This is a genomic window from Amycolatopsis sp. NPDC045836, from assembly GCF_056431745.1.
In genome coordinates, this window is the sequence record NZ_JBWKKF010000016.1 from 131585 (window position 1) to 150024 (window position 18440).

Annotated in this window: 16 protein-coding genes and 1 tRNA gene; 11 read left to right on the forward strand and 6 right to left on the reverse strand. The window is 71.3% G+C overall.

All coding sequences use genetic code 11. From position 1 onward, the window contains the following. Window positions 1-32: 32 nt before the first annotated feature. The gene (locus AC07EG_RS28620; RefSeq protein ID WP_478256301.1) at window positions 33-410 is read left to right on the forward strand and encodes an STAS domain-containing protein; all 378 of its coding nucleotides are present in this window, start codon (window positions 33-35) and stop codon (window positions 408-410) included. Here the strand turns inward: AC07EG_RS28620 and AC07EG_RS28625 are convergent. Beyond that, window positions 394-3348, reverse strand: a complete 2955-nt coding sequence (locus tag AC07EG_RS28625) for a glycoside hydrolase family 3 protein (RefSeq protein WP_478256302.1) — start codon at window positions 3346-3348, stop codon at window positions 394-396. The two genes, AC07EG_RS28620 and AC07EG_RS28625, sit on opposite strands and share 17 nt — an antisense overlap. Window positions 3349-3546: 198 nt before the next feature. Here AC07EG_RS28625 and AC07EG_RS28630 point away from each other — a divergent pair, with 198 nt between their 5' ends. The 6 genes from AC07EG_RS28630 (at window position 3547) to AC07EG_RS28655 (ending at window position 10242) form a co-directional block, all read left to right on the forward strand. Next, complete coding sequence (locus AC07EG_RS28630; protein WP_478256303.1) at window positions 3547-4551, forward strand: LacI family DNA-binding transcriptional regulator; 1005 nt, start codon at window positions 3547-3549, stop codon at window positions 4549-4551. A gap of 63 nt (window positions 4552-4614) precedes the next feature. Continuing rightward, the gene (locus AC07EG_RS28635; RefSeq protein ID WP_478256304.1) at window positions 4615-5829 is read left to right on the forward strand and encodes a sugar ABC transporter substrate-binding protein; all 1215 of its coding nucleotides are present in this window, start codon (window positions 4615-4617) and stop codon (window positions 5827-5829) included. After that, on the forward strand, window positions 5826-6716 hold the full coding sequence (locus tag AC07EG_RS28640; RefSeq protein WP_478256305.1) for a carbohydrate ABC transporter permease: 891 nt from the start codon (window positions 5826-5828) through the stop codon (window positions 6714-6716). The genes AC07EG_RS28635 and AC07EG_RS28640 overlap by 4 nt, the downstream gene beginning before the upstream one ends. Beyond that, window positions 6713-7522: a carbohydrate ABC transporter permease gene (locus AC07EG_RS28645; RefSeq protein WP_478256306.1), complete on the forward strand. Its 810-nt coding sequence runs from the start codon at window positions 6713-6715 to the stop codon at window positions 7520-7522. The genes AC07EG_RS28640 and AC07EG_RS28645 overlap by 4 nt, the downstream gene beginning before the upstream one ends. A 9-nt stretch (window positions 7523-7531) precedes the next feature. After that, window positions 7532-9481, forward strand: coding sequence for a glycoside hydrolase family 31 protein (locus tag AC07EG_RS28650; RefSeq protein ID WP_478256307.1), 1950 nt, complete (start codon window positions 7532-7534; stop codon window positions 9479-9481). A gap of 32 nt (window positions 9482-9513) precedes the next feature. Next, a complete protein-coding gene (locus AC07EG_RS28655) occupies window positions 9514-10242 on the forward strand; it encodes a hypothetical protein (protein ID WP_478256308.1) in 729 nt (242 codons plus the stop codon). 1 nt (window position 10243) lies between these two features. Here the strand turns inward: AC07EG_RS28655 and AC07EG_RS28660 are convergent, their stop codons facing one another. Next, window positions 10244-10753, reverse strand: coding sequence for a hypothetical protein (locus AC07EG_RS28660; protein ID WP_478256309.1), 510 nt, complete (start codon window positions 10751-10753; stop codon window positions 10244-10246). A gap of 92 nt (window positions 10754-10845) precedes the next feature. Then, window positions 10846-11271, reverse strand: a complete 426-nt coding sequence (locus AC07EG_RS28665; RefSeq protein ID WP_478256310.1) for a nitroreductase family deazaflavin-dependent oxidoreductase — start codon at window positions 11269-11271, stop codon at window positions 10846-10848. A gap of 88 nt (window positions 11272-11359) precedes the next feature. Between AC07EG_RS28665 and AC07EG_RS28670 the strand changes: the two genes are divergently transcribed. After that, window positions 11360-11433 (forward strand) — tRNA-Ile (locus AC07EG_RS28670). A gap of 171 nt (window positions 11434-11604) precedes the next feature. On the opposite strand, the gene AC07EG_RS28675 is transcribed toward AC07EG_RS28670, so the two are convergent. Next, window positions 11605-12879 (reverse strand): AfsR/SARP family transcriptional regulator, encoded by a 1275-nt coding sequence (locus AC07EG_RS28675; protein ID WP_478256311.1) that lies wholly within the window; start codon window positions 12877-12879, stop codon window positions 11605-11607. 157 nt (window positions 12880-13036) lie between these two features. On the opposite strand from AC07EG_RS28675, the gene AC07EG_RS28680 reads away from it, so the two are divergent. From AC07EG_RS28680 to AC07EG_RS28690, 3 genes are all read left to right on the forward strand, one after another. Then, window positions 13037-14515, forward strand: a complete 1479-nt coding sequence (locus AC07EG_RS28680; RefSeq protein ID WP_478256312.1) for a PucR family transcriptional regulator — start codon at window positions 13037-13039, stop codon at window positions 14513-14515. Window positions 14516-14810: 295 nt separating this feature from the next. Then, window positions 14811-15911, forward strand: coding sequence for a C1 family peptidase (locus tag AC07EG_RS28685; protein ID WP_478256313.1), 1101 nt, complete (start codon window positions 14811-14813; stop codon window positions 15909-15911). Window positions 15912-15919: 8 nt separating this feature from the next. Beyond that, window positions 15920-16339 (forward strand): hypothetical protein, encoded by a 420-nt coding sequence (locus AC07EG_RS28690; RefSeq protein ID WP_478256314.1) that lies wholly within the window; start codon window positions 15920-15922, stop codon window positions 16337-16339. On the opposite strand, the gene AC07EG_RS28695 is transcribed toward AC07EG_RS28690, so the two are convergent. Both AC07EG_RS28695 and AC07EG_RS28700 read right to left on the reverse strand, forming a co-directional pair. Further along, window positions 16327-16680, reverse strand: a complete 354-nt coding sequence (locus AC07EG_RS28695; protein ID WP_478256315.1) for a protease inhibitor I42 family protein — start codon at window positions 16678-16680, stop codon at window positions 16327-16329. The two genes, AC07EG_RS28690 and AC07EG_RS28695, sit on opposite strands and share 13 nt — an antisense overlap. Window positions 16681-16720: 40 nt before the next feature. After that, on the reverse strand, window positions 16721-18367 hold the full coding sequence (locus tag AC07EG_RS28700; RefSeq protein ID WP_478256316.1) for an alpha-amylase family glycosyl hydrolase: 1647 nt from the start codon (window positions 18365-18367) through the stop codon (window positions 16721-16723). Window positions 18368-18440: the final 73 nt, after the last annotated feature.

The following is an 18440-nucleotide window of genomic DNA, read 5'->3' on the forward strand; positions in this document are numbered from 1 at the left end:
GCGGTGCCCCCGTGTGTACGTGAGGAGGCCGCATGCCTTACCCCCATGCCCGCGCCAGCATGACCGTCTCCACCACCGCGGAAGCCACCGTGGTCATCGTCAGCGGCGAAATCGACTCGCTGATCACCCCGCGCCTGCGGGACCAGCTCGCCACCGAGGTCCGGCTCGGGCCCGCGGCCGTCGTGGTCGACCTGACCGAGACCACCTTCTGCTCGTCGGAGGGCCTGGCCACGCTGGTGGGTGCCTGCGGCGACGCGCACGCCGCGGGCATCCCGTTCACCATCGCCACCCGTCAGCACGCCGTGCTCCGCCCGCTCCAGCTGCTGAGCCTGGACAAGCTGCTGGTGGTCAAGCCGACCGTGGCCGAGGCGCTGGAGTGGGCGGCCCGCCCGCTCACCACGCAGAACTGAGGCGGAAGGTCCCCAGCGACAGCGCACCGTCGAACACCAGGTACAGGTCGGCCCGCCCCCGGGCGCCGGTCAGCGGAGCCGACACGGTCGCGTAGTCGTACCGGCCGCCCGTGCCCGGCACCGCCAGGGTGCCGAGCACGGGGCCGGCCGGTCCGCCGGTGCGGACGGTGATCGTGGCCGGGCCGGGTGCGGAAACCAGCGCGGTGATTCCGGCGGCGTGCAGCTCGGCGTCCCGGAAGCAGATCCAGCCGTCCCCGGCCGAGGTCACCGACGTGCCGCGCTCCTTCGACCGGTCGGTGAGGGTGATCCCCGCGTAGTCGTCGAAGTTCTCCGCCTCGGTCACGCGGTGCAGGTCGCGCGGTGGAATGGCCTCACCCCGCACGCGCACCGTGCCCCGCACCCGGATGTCCGCGCTGGACGACCCGATCAGCACGTCGTGCGTGGCCGTTTCGACCACCCAGCGGTCCCGGGTGACGTCCCAGTGCGCGAGGTCCGCGGCCCGCAGGGGCAGCGTCACGGTCTTGGCTTCCCCCGGCGCCAGGTGCACGCGCGCGAACGCCCGCAGCCGCAGGTTCGGCTGCGGATCGCGGGAGGTCCGCTGGTGGGTGTAGAGCTGCACGACCTCGGCACCGGCTCGCGTGCCGGTGTTCGCCACGACGACGTTCACGCCGACCTCGCCGTGGGCGGACATCGACAGCGCGCTCAACCGCAGGTTCCGGTAGTCGAACGCGGTGTAGGACAGGCCGAAGCCGAACGGGTACAGCGGGTCGCCGGTGAAGTACTGGTAGGTGCGTCGGGCCTTGATGATGTCGTAGTCGAGCAGGTCCGGGAGGTCGGCCGCCGAGCGGTACCAGGTCTGGGTCAGCCTGCCCGCCGGGTTCACGTCGCCGTAGAGCACGTCGGCCAGCGCGTGCCCGGTCTCCGCGCCCGCGTGCGTGGTCCACAGGATCGACCGGAGGTGCTCCTGCGCCCAGCCGATCGTGGTCGGATAGCTGTTCTCCAGCACCAGCACGGTGTCCGGATTGGCCTGGCGGACCGCTTCGAGCACCGCCTGCTGCGCGCCGGCCAGGGCCAGGTCCTGCCGGTCGTCGTCCTCGCGGCCGCTGATGAACGGCATGCTGCCCGCCACCACCACGGCGACGTCGGCCGCGCTCGCCACCGCGACCGCTTCCTCGATGCCGCTGCGCACGACCTCCTTGGTGAACACCGTGGCCTCGGCGGCCGACTCCGCGGTGATCCTCAGCCGCCCGTCCGCGCCGGCGACCACGTACTTCTGGTCGCCGAACCACGAGTCGTCCACCTCGTTGCCCGCGTACTCCAGCACGTGCCCGCCGCCGTGGGCGACCAGCTTGAACTGCTGCTGCACGAACCAGCCGGTCGGCTGCACGGCGTCGTTCACCAGCGTGCGATCCGGTCCGAAGGAGACGAACCGGCCGTTCGACACCGCGCGCAGGGTGACGATGCCCTCACCCCAGTCGCAGACGTCGAACAGGGTGTCGTCCCCGGTGGACGCGGAAACGGTCAGCGCGGTGGCGGCCGCGGTCGCGGTGACGTGACCGCCGGGGGCGCGCAGGGCGATCCGGTCCACGCCTTCGGCGGTGCTCACCGCCGCACCCGCCGCCTCGGTGATCCCGAGCAGCGGCGTGATCCGGTAGGGCAGCGCACCGGAGTACCAGTCGGTGTAGAGCGTGTCCGCGAGCTGGCCGATCACCGCGACCGTGCGGCCACGCGGCAGCGGCAGCAGCCCGTCGTTCTTCAGCAGCACGATCGCCCGCGCGGCGGTCGTCCTGGCCAGCGCCCGGTGCTCCGGGGTGTCCACCACCTCCTTGCCCAGGTGCCCGTACGGTCCGCCGCCCGGGTCGAACTCGCCGAGCCGGACGCGCAGGCTGAGGATGTGCCGGACCGCGTCGTCCACATCGGACTCGGCGAGCAGGCCCTGCGCCAGCGCCGCGTGCACGGCCTCGATGGTCTTGGCCGAGTTGGTGTCGTCGACGGTGAAGCTGTCCAGCCCGGCCTTGAGCACCGCGGCGTCGGCTTCCGGCTGGGTGGCGAAGTAGCCCTGGCTGCCGGTCAGGTTGTTCGGCCCGCCGGCGTCGGTGACGTTGCACAGCGGGCGGGCCGTCCAGGAGCGCACCACGTCGTTGTGGTCGTGGTGCGCGGTCATCGGCCTGCCGTTGACCAGGTTGTACGCCGACATCACGCCGGTGGCGGCGTCGGCGGAGAGCGCGGGCCGGAAGGCGGACTCGTAGTACTCGCGCTTGACCCGCGGTCGCAGCACCGACGACGTGGTGTCGCGCCGGACCTCGTTGTTGTTGGCCAGGTAGTGCTTGAGCACCGGGGCCGCCCGCAGCCGGTCCGGGTCCTCGCCCTGGATGCCGCGGCCGTAGGCGGTGGAGATCACGCCGGTGAGGTACGGGTCCTCGGAGTAGCCCTCTTCGTTGCGGCCCCAGCGCGGGTCCCGCAGCAGGTTGACCACCGGCGCCCACAGCTGCAGCCCCCAGACGCCGGGGTTCTCCGCGTGGAAGCCGCGGGCCTCGGTGCCGACCGCGGTGCCGACCCGCTCGACCAGCTCCGGGTCCCAGGTGCTCGCCAGCCCGATGGCCTGCGGGAACACCGTCGCCGTCGCGGTCACCACCGCCCCGCCGTTGGACCTGTCGGTGGACCACGCCACCCCGTGCAGTGCTTCGGTGCCGGTTTTGAACGCCGCCACCCCCAGCCGTGGCACCGGGGCCTGGTACTGGTGCAGCAGCGCGACCTTCTCGTCGAGCGTGAGCCGCCCGAGCAGGTCGGCCACCCTGGCGTCCAGGCCCAGTGACGGGTCGCGGAACGGGAACTCGGCGGCCTGCGCCCCGGCCGGGCGCGGTGGCGCCAGGGCCAGCAGGGGAGCCGCGGCGGCGATCGCCAGCACGCGGCGGCGGGACACGGGATCGTTGAACACATCCACCTCCGGACAACGCTGTCGAAGCGATTCGACAGTCATCGAGGACCTGTCGGGATAGCAGTGGTGCGCGGTGTCCGGGACTATGGCACCGTGACCGTGGCCGGGTCAACGGTCCTTGTGTTCTTCGGCGGACTGGCCTAACCTCACGCACCCAGACATTCGTCGATGCGCTTCGACTCCGCGGGAGGGTGCGGGATGATCACCATCGCCGACGTCGCCCGTGATGCCGGGGTCGCGCCGAGCACGGTCTCGTACGTGCTTTCCGGCAAGCGCTCGATCTCCGCGGAGACCCGCCGCCGGGTCGAGGCCAGCGTCCGCAAGCTGGGCTTCCACCCGCACGCCGGGGCCAGGGCGCTGGCCAGCAGCCGCACCCAGGTGCTCGCGCTGGTGGTCCCGCTGCGCGCCGACATCCACGTGCCGGTGGTGATGCGGTTCGTCACCTCGGTGGTCACCGCCGCCCGCAAGCACGACCACGACGTGCTGCTGCTGACCGCCGACGAGGGCCCGGACGGGTTGCGCCGGGTGGCCGGTTCGGCCAGCGCCGACGCCATCCTGGTGATGGACGTGGAGGCCGACGAGCCGCGGGTGCCGGTGCTCCAGTCGCTGCTGCGGCCGGTGGTGCTGATCGGCGTGCCGGACGACCCGGCCGAACTGTCCTGTGTGGACCTCGATTTCACCGCCGCCGCGGTCAGGTCGGTGCAGCACCTGGCCGACCTCGGGCACACCGAGATCGCGTTGATCGGGCCCTCGCCCGCGGTCTACGAGCGGGGCACCAGTTTCGCGGGCCGGTTCCTGCGTGGTTTCGCCGCCGGCGCGCGGGAACGCGGCCTGCGGGCCACCAACCACGCCTGCGCCCCGTCGTACGCGGCGGTGCGCGAGTGCGTGGAGAAGATCCTGGCCGGGCAGCCGGAGCTGACCGGGCTGGTGGTGCACAACGAGGCGGTGCTCGGCGGGGTGCTGGCCGAACTGCAGCGGCACGGCAGGCGCGTGCCGCGGGACGTGTCCGTGGTGGCGGTCGCCCCGGAGGACATGGCCGCGCAGTACTCGATCCCGCTGACCACCGTGGCGATCCCGTCCGACGACGTGGGCCGGATCGCGGTGGAGATGGCGATGCGGCAACTGGACGGGGCGGGTTCGGCCGAGGTCAGGCTGCTGTCGCCGAGGCTGACGCCGGGGGAGAGCACCGCGCGCCGGCGCTGAACCCGCCGGTGTGCCCGGTTCCGCCCGCGGTGTTTCGAAGCGCTTCGATCAACGGAGGACCAGATGAGCAGTGCAGCTCGAACCCTCGTCGTCAGCGCGCTCAGCGCACTCTTGCTCGCCGCCTGCGGTCCCGGCGAACCCGGGCGGGCCGCGGGGGAGATCACCGCCCTGGACTACTACGCCGACCAGCAGGGCAGCAAGGCGTGGCAGCAGGTGCTGGACACCTGCGCCGCCGAAACCGGGATCAAGGTCACCCGGCAGACCGTGCCGACCGACCAGCTGCTGCCCAAGATCCTCAAGGACGCCAGTTCGCGCACGCTGCCGGACCTGCTGTTCGCGGACAACCCGTCGCTGCAGCAGATCGCCGCCACCGGCGCGCTCACCCCGCTGACCGACTACGGCATCTCCACCGACGGGTACTTCCCCGGCATCGTCAAGGCCGGGACCTACCAGGACAAGGTGTACGGCCTCGCGCCGGGGGTGAACGGGCTGGCGCTGATCTACCACAAGGACTTGTTGCAGCAAAAGGGGATCGAGCCGCCGCAGACCTGGGAGCAGCTCAAGGCCGCAGCCGCCGCGCTGACCGCCGACGGCAGGTACGGCCTGGCGTTCTCCGCGCTGGCCACCGAAGAGGGCGTGTGGCAGTTCCTGCCGTTCTTCTGGAGCAACGGCGCCGATCTGGCGCAGCTGGACTCCCCGCAGTCCGTCGAGGCGATGCGCTTCGTCAGCGACCTGGTGACCGCGGGCTCGGCGTCGAAGTCGGTGCTCAACTGGAACCAGAACGACGTGGCCGACCAGTTCGTCACCGGCAACGCGGCGATGATGGTCAACGGCTCGTGGAACCTGGCGCGGCTGGACGAGACGGCCGGGCTGGACTACGGCGTGGTCCCGATCCCGACGCCGCGGGCCGGGGTCGCCCCGGTGGTCGCGCTCGGCGGTGAGGTCGGCGCCATCCCGGCCACCGGCGCCGACCGCCAGCAGGCCGCGGCGAAGGTGCTCGGCTGCATCCTCAGCGAACCCAACATGGTCGCCTGGGACAAGGCGCACGCCTACGTCCCGTCGAAGGCCGGCGTGGCGAAGCGGTTCGGCCAGGAGAACCCGGCCATGCAGCCGTTCGTCACCGAGGTGGAGACGGCGCGGTCCCGGACCGCCGAACTGGGTGAGAAGTACTCGACGGTCTCACAGGCGCTCGGCGGGGCACTGCAGTCGGTGCTGGCCGGGCAGCAGTCGCCCGAGGACGCGCTGCGGGCGGCGCAGGAGCAGGCGGGCAGGCCGTGAGGCTGGGCGCCTCGCGCTGGGCCTTCCTGCTGCCCGCTCTGCTGTACGTGCTGTTGTTCTTCGGGTACCCGCTGGTCAACAACGTCTCGATGAGCCTGCGTGAGTACTCGGTCCGCTCGTTCTACACCGGCGAAGCGCCGTTCGCCGGGCTGGACAACTACGCGGCGGTGCTCAGCGACCCGCTGTTCGGCACGGCGGTGCTCAACACCGCCGTGTTCACCGTCGCGTCGATCTTCTTCCAGTTCACCATCGGCCTGGCGCTGGCGGTGTTCTTCAGCGGCCGGTTCCCGTTGAGCGGACTGCTGCGGTCACTGCTGTTGCTGCCGTGGCTGCTGCCGCTGGTGGTCAGCGGCGCGGTCTGGCGGTGGATGCTGGACCAGGACCACGGCGTGCTCAACGCGGCCTTGCGGGCGGCCGGCCTCGCCGACGGGCCGACGCCGTGGCTGACCGATCCCGGCTGGGCGCTGCCCGCGGTCGTCCTGGTGAACATCTGGATCGGCATCCCGTTCAACCTGGTCATCCTGCACGGCGGCCTGCGGGCCATCCCGGCGTCGCTCTACGAGGCGGCGGCACTGGACGGGGCGGGTGCCTGGCAGCGGTTCCGGCACGTCACCTGGCCGCTGCTGCGCCCGGTCACCGCGGTGGTGCTGATGCTCGGGCTGGTCTACACGATCAAGGTGTTCGACGTGATCATGGTGGTCACCGGCGGCGGCCCGGCCAACGCCACGCAGACCCTGACCACCTGGGCCTACCAGCTCTCCTTCGACGGGGACTTCGCCTTCGGGCAGGGCGCGGCGGTGGGCAACCTGCTGGTGCTCGTGGCCACCGCGTTCGGCCTGCTCTACCTGCGTTCGGCGCGGGCCCAGCTGGCGGAGGCGCAGCGGTGACCCGGTACCTGCGCACCGCGGCGGGCACCGCGGTGGTGATCGTGCTGCTGTTCCCGCTGTACTGGATGGTCAACGCGTCGCTGCAGCCGGCGGGTTCGCTGCTCAAGCCGTCACCGGACTGGGTGCCGGTGCACGGCACGCTCGACGGTTACCGCAGCGCGCTGGCCACCCAGGGCTCGCACCTGCTGGCCAGCCTGGCGGTCGCGGCGGGCACCGTGGTGGTGTCGCTGGTGATCGCCGTGCCCGCCGCCTACGCCCTGGCGCAACTGCGTGTCCGCGGCGTGCAGGCGTTCGTCTTCGCGCTGCTGATCGTGCAGATGGTGCCGGGGCCGGTGATGGCGAACTCGCTCTACACCCTGTTCAGCGAGTTCTCCCTGATCGACAGCTACGCGGGCCTGGTGCTGGCCGACTCCACCGCGACCATCCCGTTCGCGGTGCTGGTGCTGCGGGCGTTCATGCTCGCCATCCCGCGTGAGCTGCCGGAGGCGGCCAGGGTGGACGGCGCCGGGTACTGGCGGGTGTTCGCCTCGATCATCGTGCCGGTCAGCCGCAACGCCATGGTCACCGCCGGGCTGTTCTCGTTCCTGTTCGCCTGGGCCGACTTCCTGTTCGCCGTCACGCTCACCACGGGACGGGGGATCGAGCCGATCACGGTCGGCATCTACCGGTTCATCGGCAACCAGAGCGCGGACTGGAACGCGGTGCTGGCCACCGCGGTGCTGGCTTCGATCCCGGCGGCGGTGCTGCTGGTGATCGCGCAGCGGTACGTGGTCGCCGGGGTCACCGGCGGCGCGCTCAAGGACTAGGGAGTGTGCATGATCGAAGTGCGGGTGCGCCACGAAGTGATCCGGATCGAGCCGTGGGGCCCGGACAGCCTGCGCGTGCGCGTGGGCAGGCACCGGATCGTCGACGACGTGCCGGGCGCGCTGGTCGCCCCGAAACCGTCCGAGGTGCAGGAAACGGAGCATCGGGTGGTCAACGGTGCCCTGACCGCTGCGGTGGACCTGGTCGGCACCGACACCGGCGTGGTGCCGGTGCTGTCGTTCACGCGCACGGACGACGGCGCCGAGTTGTTCTCCGAGCAGCGTGCGCACTTCTGGTGGCCCGGCCCGCGCCTGCGTGAGGAACGCGGTGGCGGCTACGCCCGGCTGGAGCAGCGTTTCCACGCCTACGAAGGGGAGCGGTTCTTCGGCCTCGGGCAGCACACGCACGGGCGGCTGGACCAGAAGGGCATGGTGCTCGACCTGGTGCAGCGCAACGGTGAGGTGTCGATCCCGTTCGTGCTCTCGAGCCGGGGCTACGGCCTGCTGTGGAATTCGCCCGCCCTCGGCCGGGTGGAGCTGGCGGAGAACGGCACGCGGTGGGTCGCCGACTCGGCGCGGCAGATCGACTACTGGGTCACGGCCGGTTCGCCGTCGCAGGTCCTGTCCCGCTACGCCGACGCGACCGGGCACGCGCCGATGCTGCCGGAGTGGGCGAGCGGGTTCTGGCAGTCGAAGCTGCGTTACCGCAGCCAGGCGGAGCTGCTCGCGGTGGCCAGGGAGCACAAGCGCCGCGGCCTGCCGATGTCGGTGCTGGTGGCGGACTTCTTCCACTGGACGCACCTCGGCGACTGGCGGTTCGACCCGGCCGAGTGGCCCGACCCGGACGCGATGATCGCCGAACTGGACTCGCTGGGCATCCGGCTGATGGTGTCGATCTGGCCGTCGGTGAGCCCGCTGAGCGCGAACTACCCCGAGCTGCGCGACCGGGGGCTGCTGGTCGGCACCGAACACGGGGTGCCGGTGCACGCGCCGTGGCACGACAAGGGTTTCGACGTCGAGATGCCGGTCACCTTCTACGACCCGACCAATCCGGCGGCACGCGAGTTCGTCTGGTCGGTGGTCAAGCGGAACTACTACGACCGCGGGGTGCGGGCGTTCTGGCTGGACGCCTGCGAACCCGAGTTGCAGCCGGGGCACCCGCACAACCTGAGCTTCCACAGTGGACCGGGGACCGAGGTGGCGAACCTGTACCCGCTGGCGAGCGCGCAGACCTTCCACGAGGGCGGTCGCGCCGCCGGCGCCGACGACGTGGTGCTGCTGTGCCGGTCGGCGTGGGCGGGCAGCCAGCGCTACGGCGCCGCGTTGTGGTCGGGTGACATCCCGGCCACCTGGGCTTCGCTGCGGGCGCAGGTGCGGGCCGGGCTGAACGTGGCGGTTTCCGGCATCCCGTGGTGGACCACGGACATCGGCGGTTTCCACGGCGGTGACCCGGAGTCGCCGGAGTACCGGGAGCTGATGGTGCGGTGGTTCCAGTACGGGGTGTGCTGCCCGCTGTTCCGGTTGCACGGGGTGCGGGAGCCGCGCGGGTCGTTCGGACCGGACATGACCGGCGGGCCGAACGAGGTGTGGAGCTACGGGGAGGTGGCGGGGGAGCTGATCGCGCAGTCGCTGTGGCTGCGGGAACGCCTGCGCCCGTACCTGATGACCCAGATGCGCACCGCCCACGAGCACGGCACGCCGCCGATGCGCCCGCTGTTCGTGGAGTTCCCGGAGGACGCCGGTTCCTGGGCGGTCGACGATGAGTTCCTGTTCGGCCCGGACCTGCTGGTCGCCCCGGTGCTGCACGCGGGCGCCACCACGCGCGAGGTGTACCTGCCGCCGGGGGCGACGTGGACGGACGCGTGGACGGGCGAGGTGTGCAGCGGCGGCCGGGTCGACGCCCCGCTCGACCGCATCCCGTTGTTCCTGCGTGACGGAGCGAAGTTGCCGATCTCCGGGTGATCCACCGGTGAGCCGGGCGCGTAGTAGTCGGCATGGCGTGGCGAGTGGCGAACGCACTGCAGGAACTGCTGGCGCAACTGGACGCGCTGGCCCCGGACCGCAACCGGGCCAGCGACGGCTCGATCGGGGACGGCGCGCACCAGAACCGTGACAGCGACCACAACCCGTGGTACGGCCCGGGCATCGTGACCGCCCGGGACTTCACCCACGACCCGGCGGGCGGGCTCGACTGCCACTGGCTGGCCGCGCGGCTGGTCGAGGTGCGGGACCGGCGGATCAAGTACGTGATCTGGGACGACCGGATCGTGGACTCGCGGACCAGCCCGTGGGTGTGGCGGCCGTACCACGGGGAGAACCCGCACACCAAGCACCTGCACCTGTCCGTGATGCCCAACCCGTCCTGCGACGACGTGACGCCGTGGGACCTCGGCGCCACCGCCGCGGCGGTCGACAACGAGGAGCACAGCGTGGAACTGACCCCGGGCACCTACGTGTCCAAGACCCTCGTCTGCCCGGCGGTCCCCGCCGACCTGGTGGTGAGCCTGGGCTTCGTCTCGTTCACCGTGCACCACACGAAGTTCTTCGGGCCGACCCCGGAAGCGGGGAGCGCCGAGCTGGCCGCGTACGGGGAGCAACGGGTCGACCCGGCGCGGCCGTACGTGCTGCCGGTCCCGGCGGGGGCGCTGACCGCGGAGGTGCTGTACTCGCTGGAGGTCACCCAGCCGCAGCACACGGCGGTGGCCGCTTTCCGAACCCGCTGACTCACCGCTCCGACACCGAGGTCACCTTCACCGACAACTCCTGCTTCGACGACTTCGTGGAGATCGACTCCTCGGGCGTGTACGAGGCGGTGTCCCCGGTGACCCGGAAGGAGCCGATTTGGGCACCGTCTTCTCCGCCGCTCACCTCGTAGGTGACGGTGTAGGTGATCGAAGGGTCGAGTTCCGCGCCGCGGTACTCCGGCTTGATCGAATACTCGAGTGAGCAACCGGCCGAGCCGAAGCACTTCTTCGACGTCACGTTGAGCTGGATGCCGAAGTCACCGGCGTCCGGCGTGTAGTAGTTGCGGGTGGTGGTCGTGGTCGGCGCCGCCGCCCGGGCGGGCGTGCTCTTGCGCACGCAAGGTGGCTGCTCCGACGAATCTGCGCACACCGAGGGTGGTGTGGCCGCCGTTTCCGCCTTCGACCCGGTCAGCACGACGACGGCCACTCCGGTCGCGGCCAGCAGGACCACCGCCACGAGCAGGAGGAAGGTGCGACGAGTAACGGCCATGGTGGTCCTCCCGCGCGGTTGATGTGCCGGATAACTCGCCACCAATCCGCGCGGTGTTACTCGCCCGCCCGGTCGGGTGAGGGCGGAAGACCCTATTTCCGGGTCAGGACCACCAGTGGTATTTCGCGGTCGGTTTTTGCTCGGTAGGAGCGGTAGGTGGGAAACAGTTCCACCATCGCCTCCCACAGCCGGTCCCGCTCGGCCCCCTCGGCGCGCGCCGCGACGGCGGTGAACTCCTCGGCCCCCACCTGCACGGTGACCTCCGGCTCGGCGGTCAGGTTGAGGTACCACGCGGGGTGTCGGGCGGCCCCGCCGTTGGAGGCGACCACGACGTACCGGCCGCCGTCCTCGCCGTAGTAGAGGGCGGTGCGCCGCAGCCGGCCGCTCTTGCGCCCACGGGTGGTGAGCAGCAACGCGGGCACGCCGTGGAACACGCCACCCTGCTCGCCGCCGGTCTCGAGGTAGCGCCGCACGTGCTGGGCCACCCACGCGGTGGGGCTGTCCGTCGGTTCGGGCACGCCCTCACCCTAGCGACGTCACCCACCCCGCGATGCGGTAAGTTCGACGGGCGATCCGCGGGGGTCCCATCGCGCCCGCAGTCGTGTGGGGCCGGTAGCTCAGTTGGTCAGAGCAGGGGACTCATAATCCCTTGGCCGCGGGTTCGAGCCCCGCCCGGCCCACGAGGGGTTGCTTCGGTTCTTTCACCGCTTCGGAATACGAGGGCGGCGCAGGGCTGGCGGCCGTTCGGCCCGACGATGATTCCGGAAAGGCGATCGCGCACCATTTTCGGGGCGCAGTTCGAGGTGCGCGATCTCATTCCACGGGGAATAGCGGGTAGTGCTGGGCCGCGATCAGCTCGTCGCCGGGGTCGCGGGCGGGAGGCGGTGGAGTTTGATTCGGTGGGCGCCGTCGCGGGCGGCGAGGCCGGTCAGCGGGTCGCGGCTGGTCACCAAGGTGAAGCAGGAGGCCGAACCCGGCAGCAGCGGGCGCACCTGCTCGGCGCTGCCCGCGTTGTCCAGCAGGAGCAGCATCCGGCGCCCGTCGACCAGGGAGCGGAAGCGGGCCGCGCGTTCGGCGAGGGCTTCGGGCACGTCCACCACACCGAGCGTGCGCAGGAGGCCGGCGAGCGCGTCCGAAGGGGAGACCGGCCCGCGCAGGTCCACGTAGAGCCTGCCGTCCGGGAAACTGTTCCGCCGCCGGTGTGCCCAGTGCACGGCCAGCGCGGTCTTGCCCGCCCCCGCCGCACCGGTCACCAGTGAGATCCCGTCCGGCAGCAGGCTGTCCAGCTCAGCCAGCTCCTCCTGCCTGCCGGTGAAGCCGGGCACGTCGACCGGTAGTTCACGGGACCGCACGAGGTCGCCGTTCAGCACGCGGCGATGGAGTTCACGCAACTCCGGGCCGGGTTCGAGGCCCAGTTCGCTGACCATCGTGTGCCGGGCCCGCCGGTAGGCCGCCAGCGCCTCGGCCCGGCGACCGGCGTTGTGCAGCGCGGTCACCAGCAGCAGGTGCGCTCGTTCCCGCAGCGGGTGTTCAGTCAGGAAGTCGGTGAGCTCGCCGAGGATCGCTTCGTGCAGACCCGCGTTCAACTGGGCCTGGTGGAGCGCTTCGGTCGCGGTGAGCCGGCGTTCGACCAGGCGACGGCTCCAGTCGGTCAGCGGCGTCACCCGCAAATCCGCGAACGGCGTACCGCGCCACAGCGCCAGTGCCGCCCGCAACGACTCGATGGCGCGCTGGGGCTCCCGGTCCACCAACGCCAAACCCGTCTCGAGCAACGCGTCGAAGCGGTCGGCGTCCACTTCGCCCGCCCGGACCCGCAGCTGGTAGCCGACGGTGTGGAACGACAGCCGATCGGGGTCGTCGAGCACCCCGCGCAACCGGTGCACGTGCACCTGCAGCTTCCGCACGGCCCGCGGATCACGGCCCCCGTCCCACAGCGCGTCGGTGAGCAGGTCCACCGCCACCAGCCGGTTGGACCGGGCGAGCAGCGTGCCCAGCAGGGTCCGCTGCAGCCGCCCGGACACCACGCGCAGCCGGTCACCGGATCGGACCTCCACCGGGCCCAGCACCCGGAACTCCGTGCGACCCCCCGATCTCGCGGTCCTCGGCAGCAGCAACCTGGTGGTCATCGGCCTTCTTCCCTCGGTGCCCCTTCCGGCGTCACCGGGAACGCTAGACTGCCGAGGCGAGCCGCCCCCAGTGTCGATGTGCACAGTGCGACCGGCATCCGGTCACCGTCCGCTGTGCCGGCGGGGCGACAGGACGAAGGCGTAGGAGCTGCCCGCGATGCCCAGCCGGTCCGACCACGAGCACCTGCGCCTGGTGTACCGGCAGGCGTCCGGCCCGGACGGCGTGCGGCGGGTGCTGGAACTGCTGGCGCACCGGTGCGGGGCGCAGGTGGTGCTCGCGGGACCGGGTGAGGGGCAGGCGGTCCCGCCGGACTCCGGGCCACTCCTGCGCCTGATCGAGCAGGACCTCGCCGAGGACGTGCTCAGGGTGCGGGCCGGGCACGTCGACTCCGCCGCCGTGCACGCGGCGGGGCAGGAGATCGCGGTACTGCCGGTGGGGCCACCCCCCGAGCGGCCGGTGCTCGTCGTGGCGCGCCGGGGTCCGCTGACCGCGCAGCACCGCGGCTTGCTCGCCGCCGCGGTGGATCCGCTCTGGCTGTGCTGGCGCGCCGCGCTCGCCGAGCAGCGTGCCGAGCGCTTCGGGCAGGCCGACGCGGCGATGCGCGAAGCGGTGCTGCACCTGCTCATGGTGGGACACCTCTCCGGCGCCCGCCGGACCGCGGCGGTGCTCCGTCCACCACTGCCCGAGCCGGCCCGGGTCCACGTGATCGCGGCTGCCCCCGGGTCCCGCGACCGGCTTTCCCCGCGGTGCCGGGAAGTCTTCGGCGAGGCCGCCTGGGTGGTGCCGTGCCCGGTGTACAGCGGGCACGTCATCGTCATCTCCCCGGCCGAGCCGGGTGATGACGGGGAAGGCACCGGCCCGGCCCCGAGCCGCCTGATCCGGGAACTGGCCGAAACGGTGCCCGGGATCCGGATGGGCGTCGGGCAGCGGGTCGCGCTGCGAGACCTTCCGGTCGGCTACAAGCAGGCGTTCCACGCCCTGTCGGTGGCCCGCCACCGGCCCGAGCGCTACGCCCGGTTCTCGCCCCGCACCGAGCTGGCCGAGTTGCTGGGGCACGCCGGGCAGGCGTGGGCCGCGAGCACGCTGGCGCCGCTGCTGGCTCACCGGCCCGCCCGTGCCCAGGACCCCGACACCTTCGAACTGCTGGCCACGTTGCTGTCGTGGCTCGATTTCGGTGCCAGGGCGGCGTCACAGCTGAAGATCCACCGGAACACGCTTTCCGCGCGCCTGCATCGCATCGGTGCCGAACTGCGCCGCGACCTCACCCGCTTCGCCACCCAGGCCGAACTCCACCTGGCGTTGCAGTTGGTGGACGAGCGGCCGCACCCCTACGCCGCGACCGAGCCGATCGAACTCGGCGAACTGCTGAACCGCCCGGAAATCCGGCGCTGGGCCGGGGTCCAGCTGGCTCCGCTGCTGGCCGACGACCGGCGGGTGCTGCTGACCACCGTGCGGACCTGGTTCCAGCACGACCTGCGCACGACCCCGGTGGCGACCGCACTGGGGCTGTCCGGGCACGGCCTGCGCAAGCGCCTGGCCCGGGTGGAAGCCCTCCTCGGCCGGGCGCTGCTGACCGGTCCGTCGGCCCGCTACGACCTGTTCCACGCGCTCCGCGGTTACGAAGCCGACAGCTGACTCTCTCTTTCCGGTCACATTGTTGTTTGCCTGCGTCCAAGCAATTCGGCATTGACGCGCATTAGCACATCGGAACGACTCCCATCCGGTGCTCTCCGGAGTCCGCGGAAGTCCAGGTCGGTGGCCTATGGACAAAGGGCTTCGGCAAGCGTACTACTGAGGTTGCGACGTTCTCCGTACTCCGGGGACCAGGCCGGGGAGGTCCTACTTTGTTGCGCTCTCACCGCCGAGCCGGTAATCCGGAGAACTGATCGCATTCGCGGTGAAAACCCGACTCTCATTTTGAGGAATCGTCATGCCCGAAAAACCGGAATCATTGCGGCCACTGGATCTCGACGACCTGCGCAGCGCGCTGGCCGAGGCCGGGCAGCCGTGGGACAGTGGGCTCACCTCGATGACCGCCATGGAGGAGCCCGAACGCGTCATCCGGCTGGGGGTGCCGCCCCGGCCCGAACTTCCCGACCACGACGAAGCCGTGGCCGCCACCGTGGGCGGCTTCCAGGCGGCGGGCGCGCCGACCGCGTTCGACCTGCGGAACGTGAGCGGCGTCAGCTACGACACCGCCGTCAAGGACCAGGGCGGTTGTGGTTCCTGCGTGGCCTTCGGCGCGGCCGCGGCCATGGAGACCGTCTTCCGATTCACCCGCCGGACGCAGCTGCCGGTGGACCTCTCGGAAGCCCAGCTGTTCTACTGCCACGGCCGGGCCGAAGGCCGGAACTGCGGGAACGGCTGGTGGCCGGACCGGGCGCTGATCGCGGCCCGCGACAAGGGGATCACCTTCGAGGACTACTACCCGTACACCGCCGGGGACCAGAACTGCGCGAACCTGAACGCCGACTGGCCGAACCGGCTGGCCAAGGTGACCAGCTTCGAAACGATTTCCGGCAACGGCCCGAAGATGAAGGAATCCATCGCCACCTACGGTTCCGTGGTCGCCTGCTTCAACGTCTACCAGGATTTCTTCAGCTACCGGAGCGGGGTCTACCGCCACGTCACCGGGGACCTGGCCGGTGGGCACTGCGTCGTCCTGATCGGCTACGACGACGCCGCCGGGTGCTGGATCGCCCGCAACAGCTGGGGCACCGGCTGGGGTGAGTCCGGTTACTTCCGCATCGCCTACGGGGAATGCGGGATCGAAACCTACCAAACCTGTGCCGTGTACGGCGTGAACATCCGCGCCTGGCTGCCCAACCAGCAGATCCAGGGCCTGTGGAGCAACGAGGCCGACGCCAACGTGTGGACCTACGGTGCGCAGCGCGGCTGGCTCAAGCTCGACAGCGGTTCACCGGTCACCTCGCACGCCATGCTCGACGAACTGGCCGCGGCGAAGGGCGCCGGGCAGCCGGTCGGGTTGTTCGAGGACAACGGCAGTGTGAAGCAAATCTACGCCTGGTAAGGAGGATCATGTCGAATCACCGATCGGCACCGACGCTCACCCCGCCCGCGGTCCAGGGCACCTCCGACGTCGACGTGCCGGGCACGTCGGCCCCGACCGCCATCAGCGACGCCCAGATCGCCGCGCTGGTCACGGAATCCACCCCGCTCGCGGGACCGACGGCGCTGCCCTCGGCCGCCGCGGAAACGGTCACCGAGGTCACCGGCACCTGGCGCAACAACGTCAAGATCGACGCGCTGTGGTCGGTGGACGAGACCCGCAACGCCTGGGTCCGCGTCGTGGGCCTCGGCTGGCGGAAGATCTACAATGGACGCGACGGCGCGTACGCGGCCTTGGTGACGTTGTGCAGCCAGGCCCGGCAGACCAATCGCACGGTCAGCTTCCGGGAGGAAGCGGACGGCATGATCTACGAGGTCTACCTGTGGTGAGCACCCGGGGAGCCCGGACGACGGTCCGGGCTCCCCGGCTCCGCCACGGTCACCGAAATGCGGCGTTCTTCGAGTGGGACGGATTCCCATTCCCGGTTCAGCCGTAGCGCCACTTCGCAGCGACCCGGCGCGGTCGCCCGCAGCCGGAATTCCCGTTCCCCGCCCGCGCCCACCCCGGCCTTCGCGGTGTGGTGCCTTTCGCTGCCCGCCGTTTCCAGGCCGGTGCCGGACAATTCGAGGACCCACACGTATCCGGTGGTCGCGTTCTCCGGCAGGCGAATGATCAGTTCGTCTTCGACAGCGGCCTCGACCGGGTCCGCACCGGTTATTTCCAGCTCCACCACTTCAACCTGACCGCGGTGGAAGCCGGTGTCAAGGGAATCACCGCCGCAGGTCGAGGATCGCGTAACCGAACCCGCCGACGGCCAGGGTTTCGCCGTCGACGCGCACGCCGCTGCTTTCGACCGGGCGGGCGTGGCGCAACCGGCGGTCGGGCACGGCGGTGGTGGCGGCGTCCCGGCGGGGGTTGAGGGTGACGAGGAAGCGGTCACCGCGCAGGTAGGTCAGCGGGTAACCGTCGTCGAAAACCCGGACCGGGCTCCGGGTGCCGAGTTCGGGGTGCCGCTTGCGCAGGGCGAGCAGCCGCCGGACGAAGTGCAGCAGGGACCCGCGGTCGCGGAGCTGCGCTTCGACGGTCGGCCGGTTCGGGTCGGGGTCGATCGGGAGGTAGAGCCGGTCGGCGGGCGCGGTGGAGAAACCGGCGTTGGGCCCGGAATCCCACTGCATCGGCGTGCGGTTGTTCTGCCGTCCGGCGCTGCCTTCGACCTCGGGCAGGCCGCCGACCGCGCGCAGGCCGATCTCCTCGCCGTAGTAGATGGCGGGCACGGTCGGCCAGGTCAGCAGGAACGTCCACGCCGCGGGGAACTCCGCCGGCGTGCGGACGCCGTTGTTCAGCCGGGTCGCGCTGTCGTGGTTGGCGATCGGCATGATCGTGTGCCCGCCGCTGCCGATGGCCTTCGTCGCGGTGGTCCAGGCGTCGACGAAGGTTTTTGCCGTGCCGCCACCGGACGCGTCGAAGTAGGGGTTGTCGCGCCACAGCGACCGCCACGGTGCTCCGTCGCCGGGACCGTTGACGGGCAGGTAGAAGTCGCCGTCGAAGCCCGCGGGCACCGATGTCGCGGGATCGCCCCATTCGGAGACGAGCACGGCGCCGGGGTGGCGGCGGCCCGCCCACGCGCGCAGTTCACCCCACAGCTTGCCGGTTTCCACCCAGCCGGGGTCGTCCTTGACCAGGGTCGCGGCCATGTCGCAGCGGAAGCCGGAAACCCCGAGCCGGAGCCAGTGGTCCAGGACCGCGCGCATCGCGGCCCGGTTGGCCCGCGGGCCGTCGGCGTCGACGGGCAGCCGCCACGGCTCGGCGGGGTTCATCCGCGCGTAGCCGTAGTTGAGGGCGGGTTGCGTGGGGTAGTAGTTCATCCGGAAGGCGCCGGGTCGGGGTCCCGGCGAAGCGACGAACTGTTCGGGCAGCGAGCCGTCGGCGGGCAGCTGTTCGGGCGTCGCCCAGATGTAGCGGTCGTCGGTGAAGTCCCGCAACGAGTTCAGGAACCACGGGTGCTGGTCGGACGAGTGACCGGCGACGAGGTCGAACAGCACGCGGATGCCCCGGCGCCGGGCGGCGCCGACCAGGCGGGAGACGTCCTCTTCGTCGCCGTAGCGCGGGTGGACGCCCACGTAGTCGGTGACGTCGTAACCGCCGTCGGTGAACGCGGAGGGGAAGACCGGGTTGACCCACAGCGTGTCCACCCCGAGCCAGCGCAGGTGGTCGAGGCGCTCGACGATGCCGGCCAGGTCGCCGATCCCGCTGCCGTCGGTGTCCTGGAAGCTCTGCGGGTAGAGCTGGTAGAGCACGGCGTCGGCCAGCCAGGACGCCGAGCCCGGGGCGGCGGCCACCGGCGCGGGCGGCAGCACCGCCGCGCCCGCGAGCGCCGCGCCGGTGCCGAGCAGGAAAGACCGCCGGGAAACCACCATCGTCCGCTCCCAAGTTTGACTACGTATGCACGAACGTGGACAAGGTACGGCAGCGAAAGAGATAAAGGAAGTG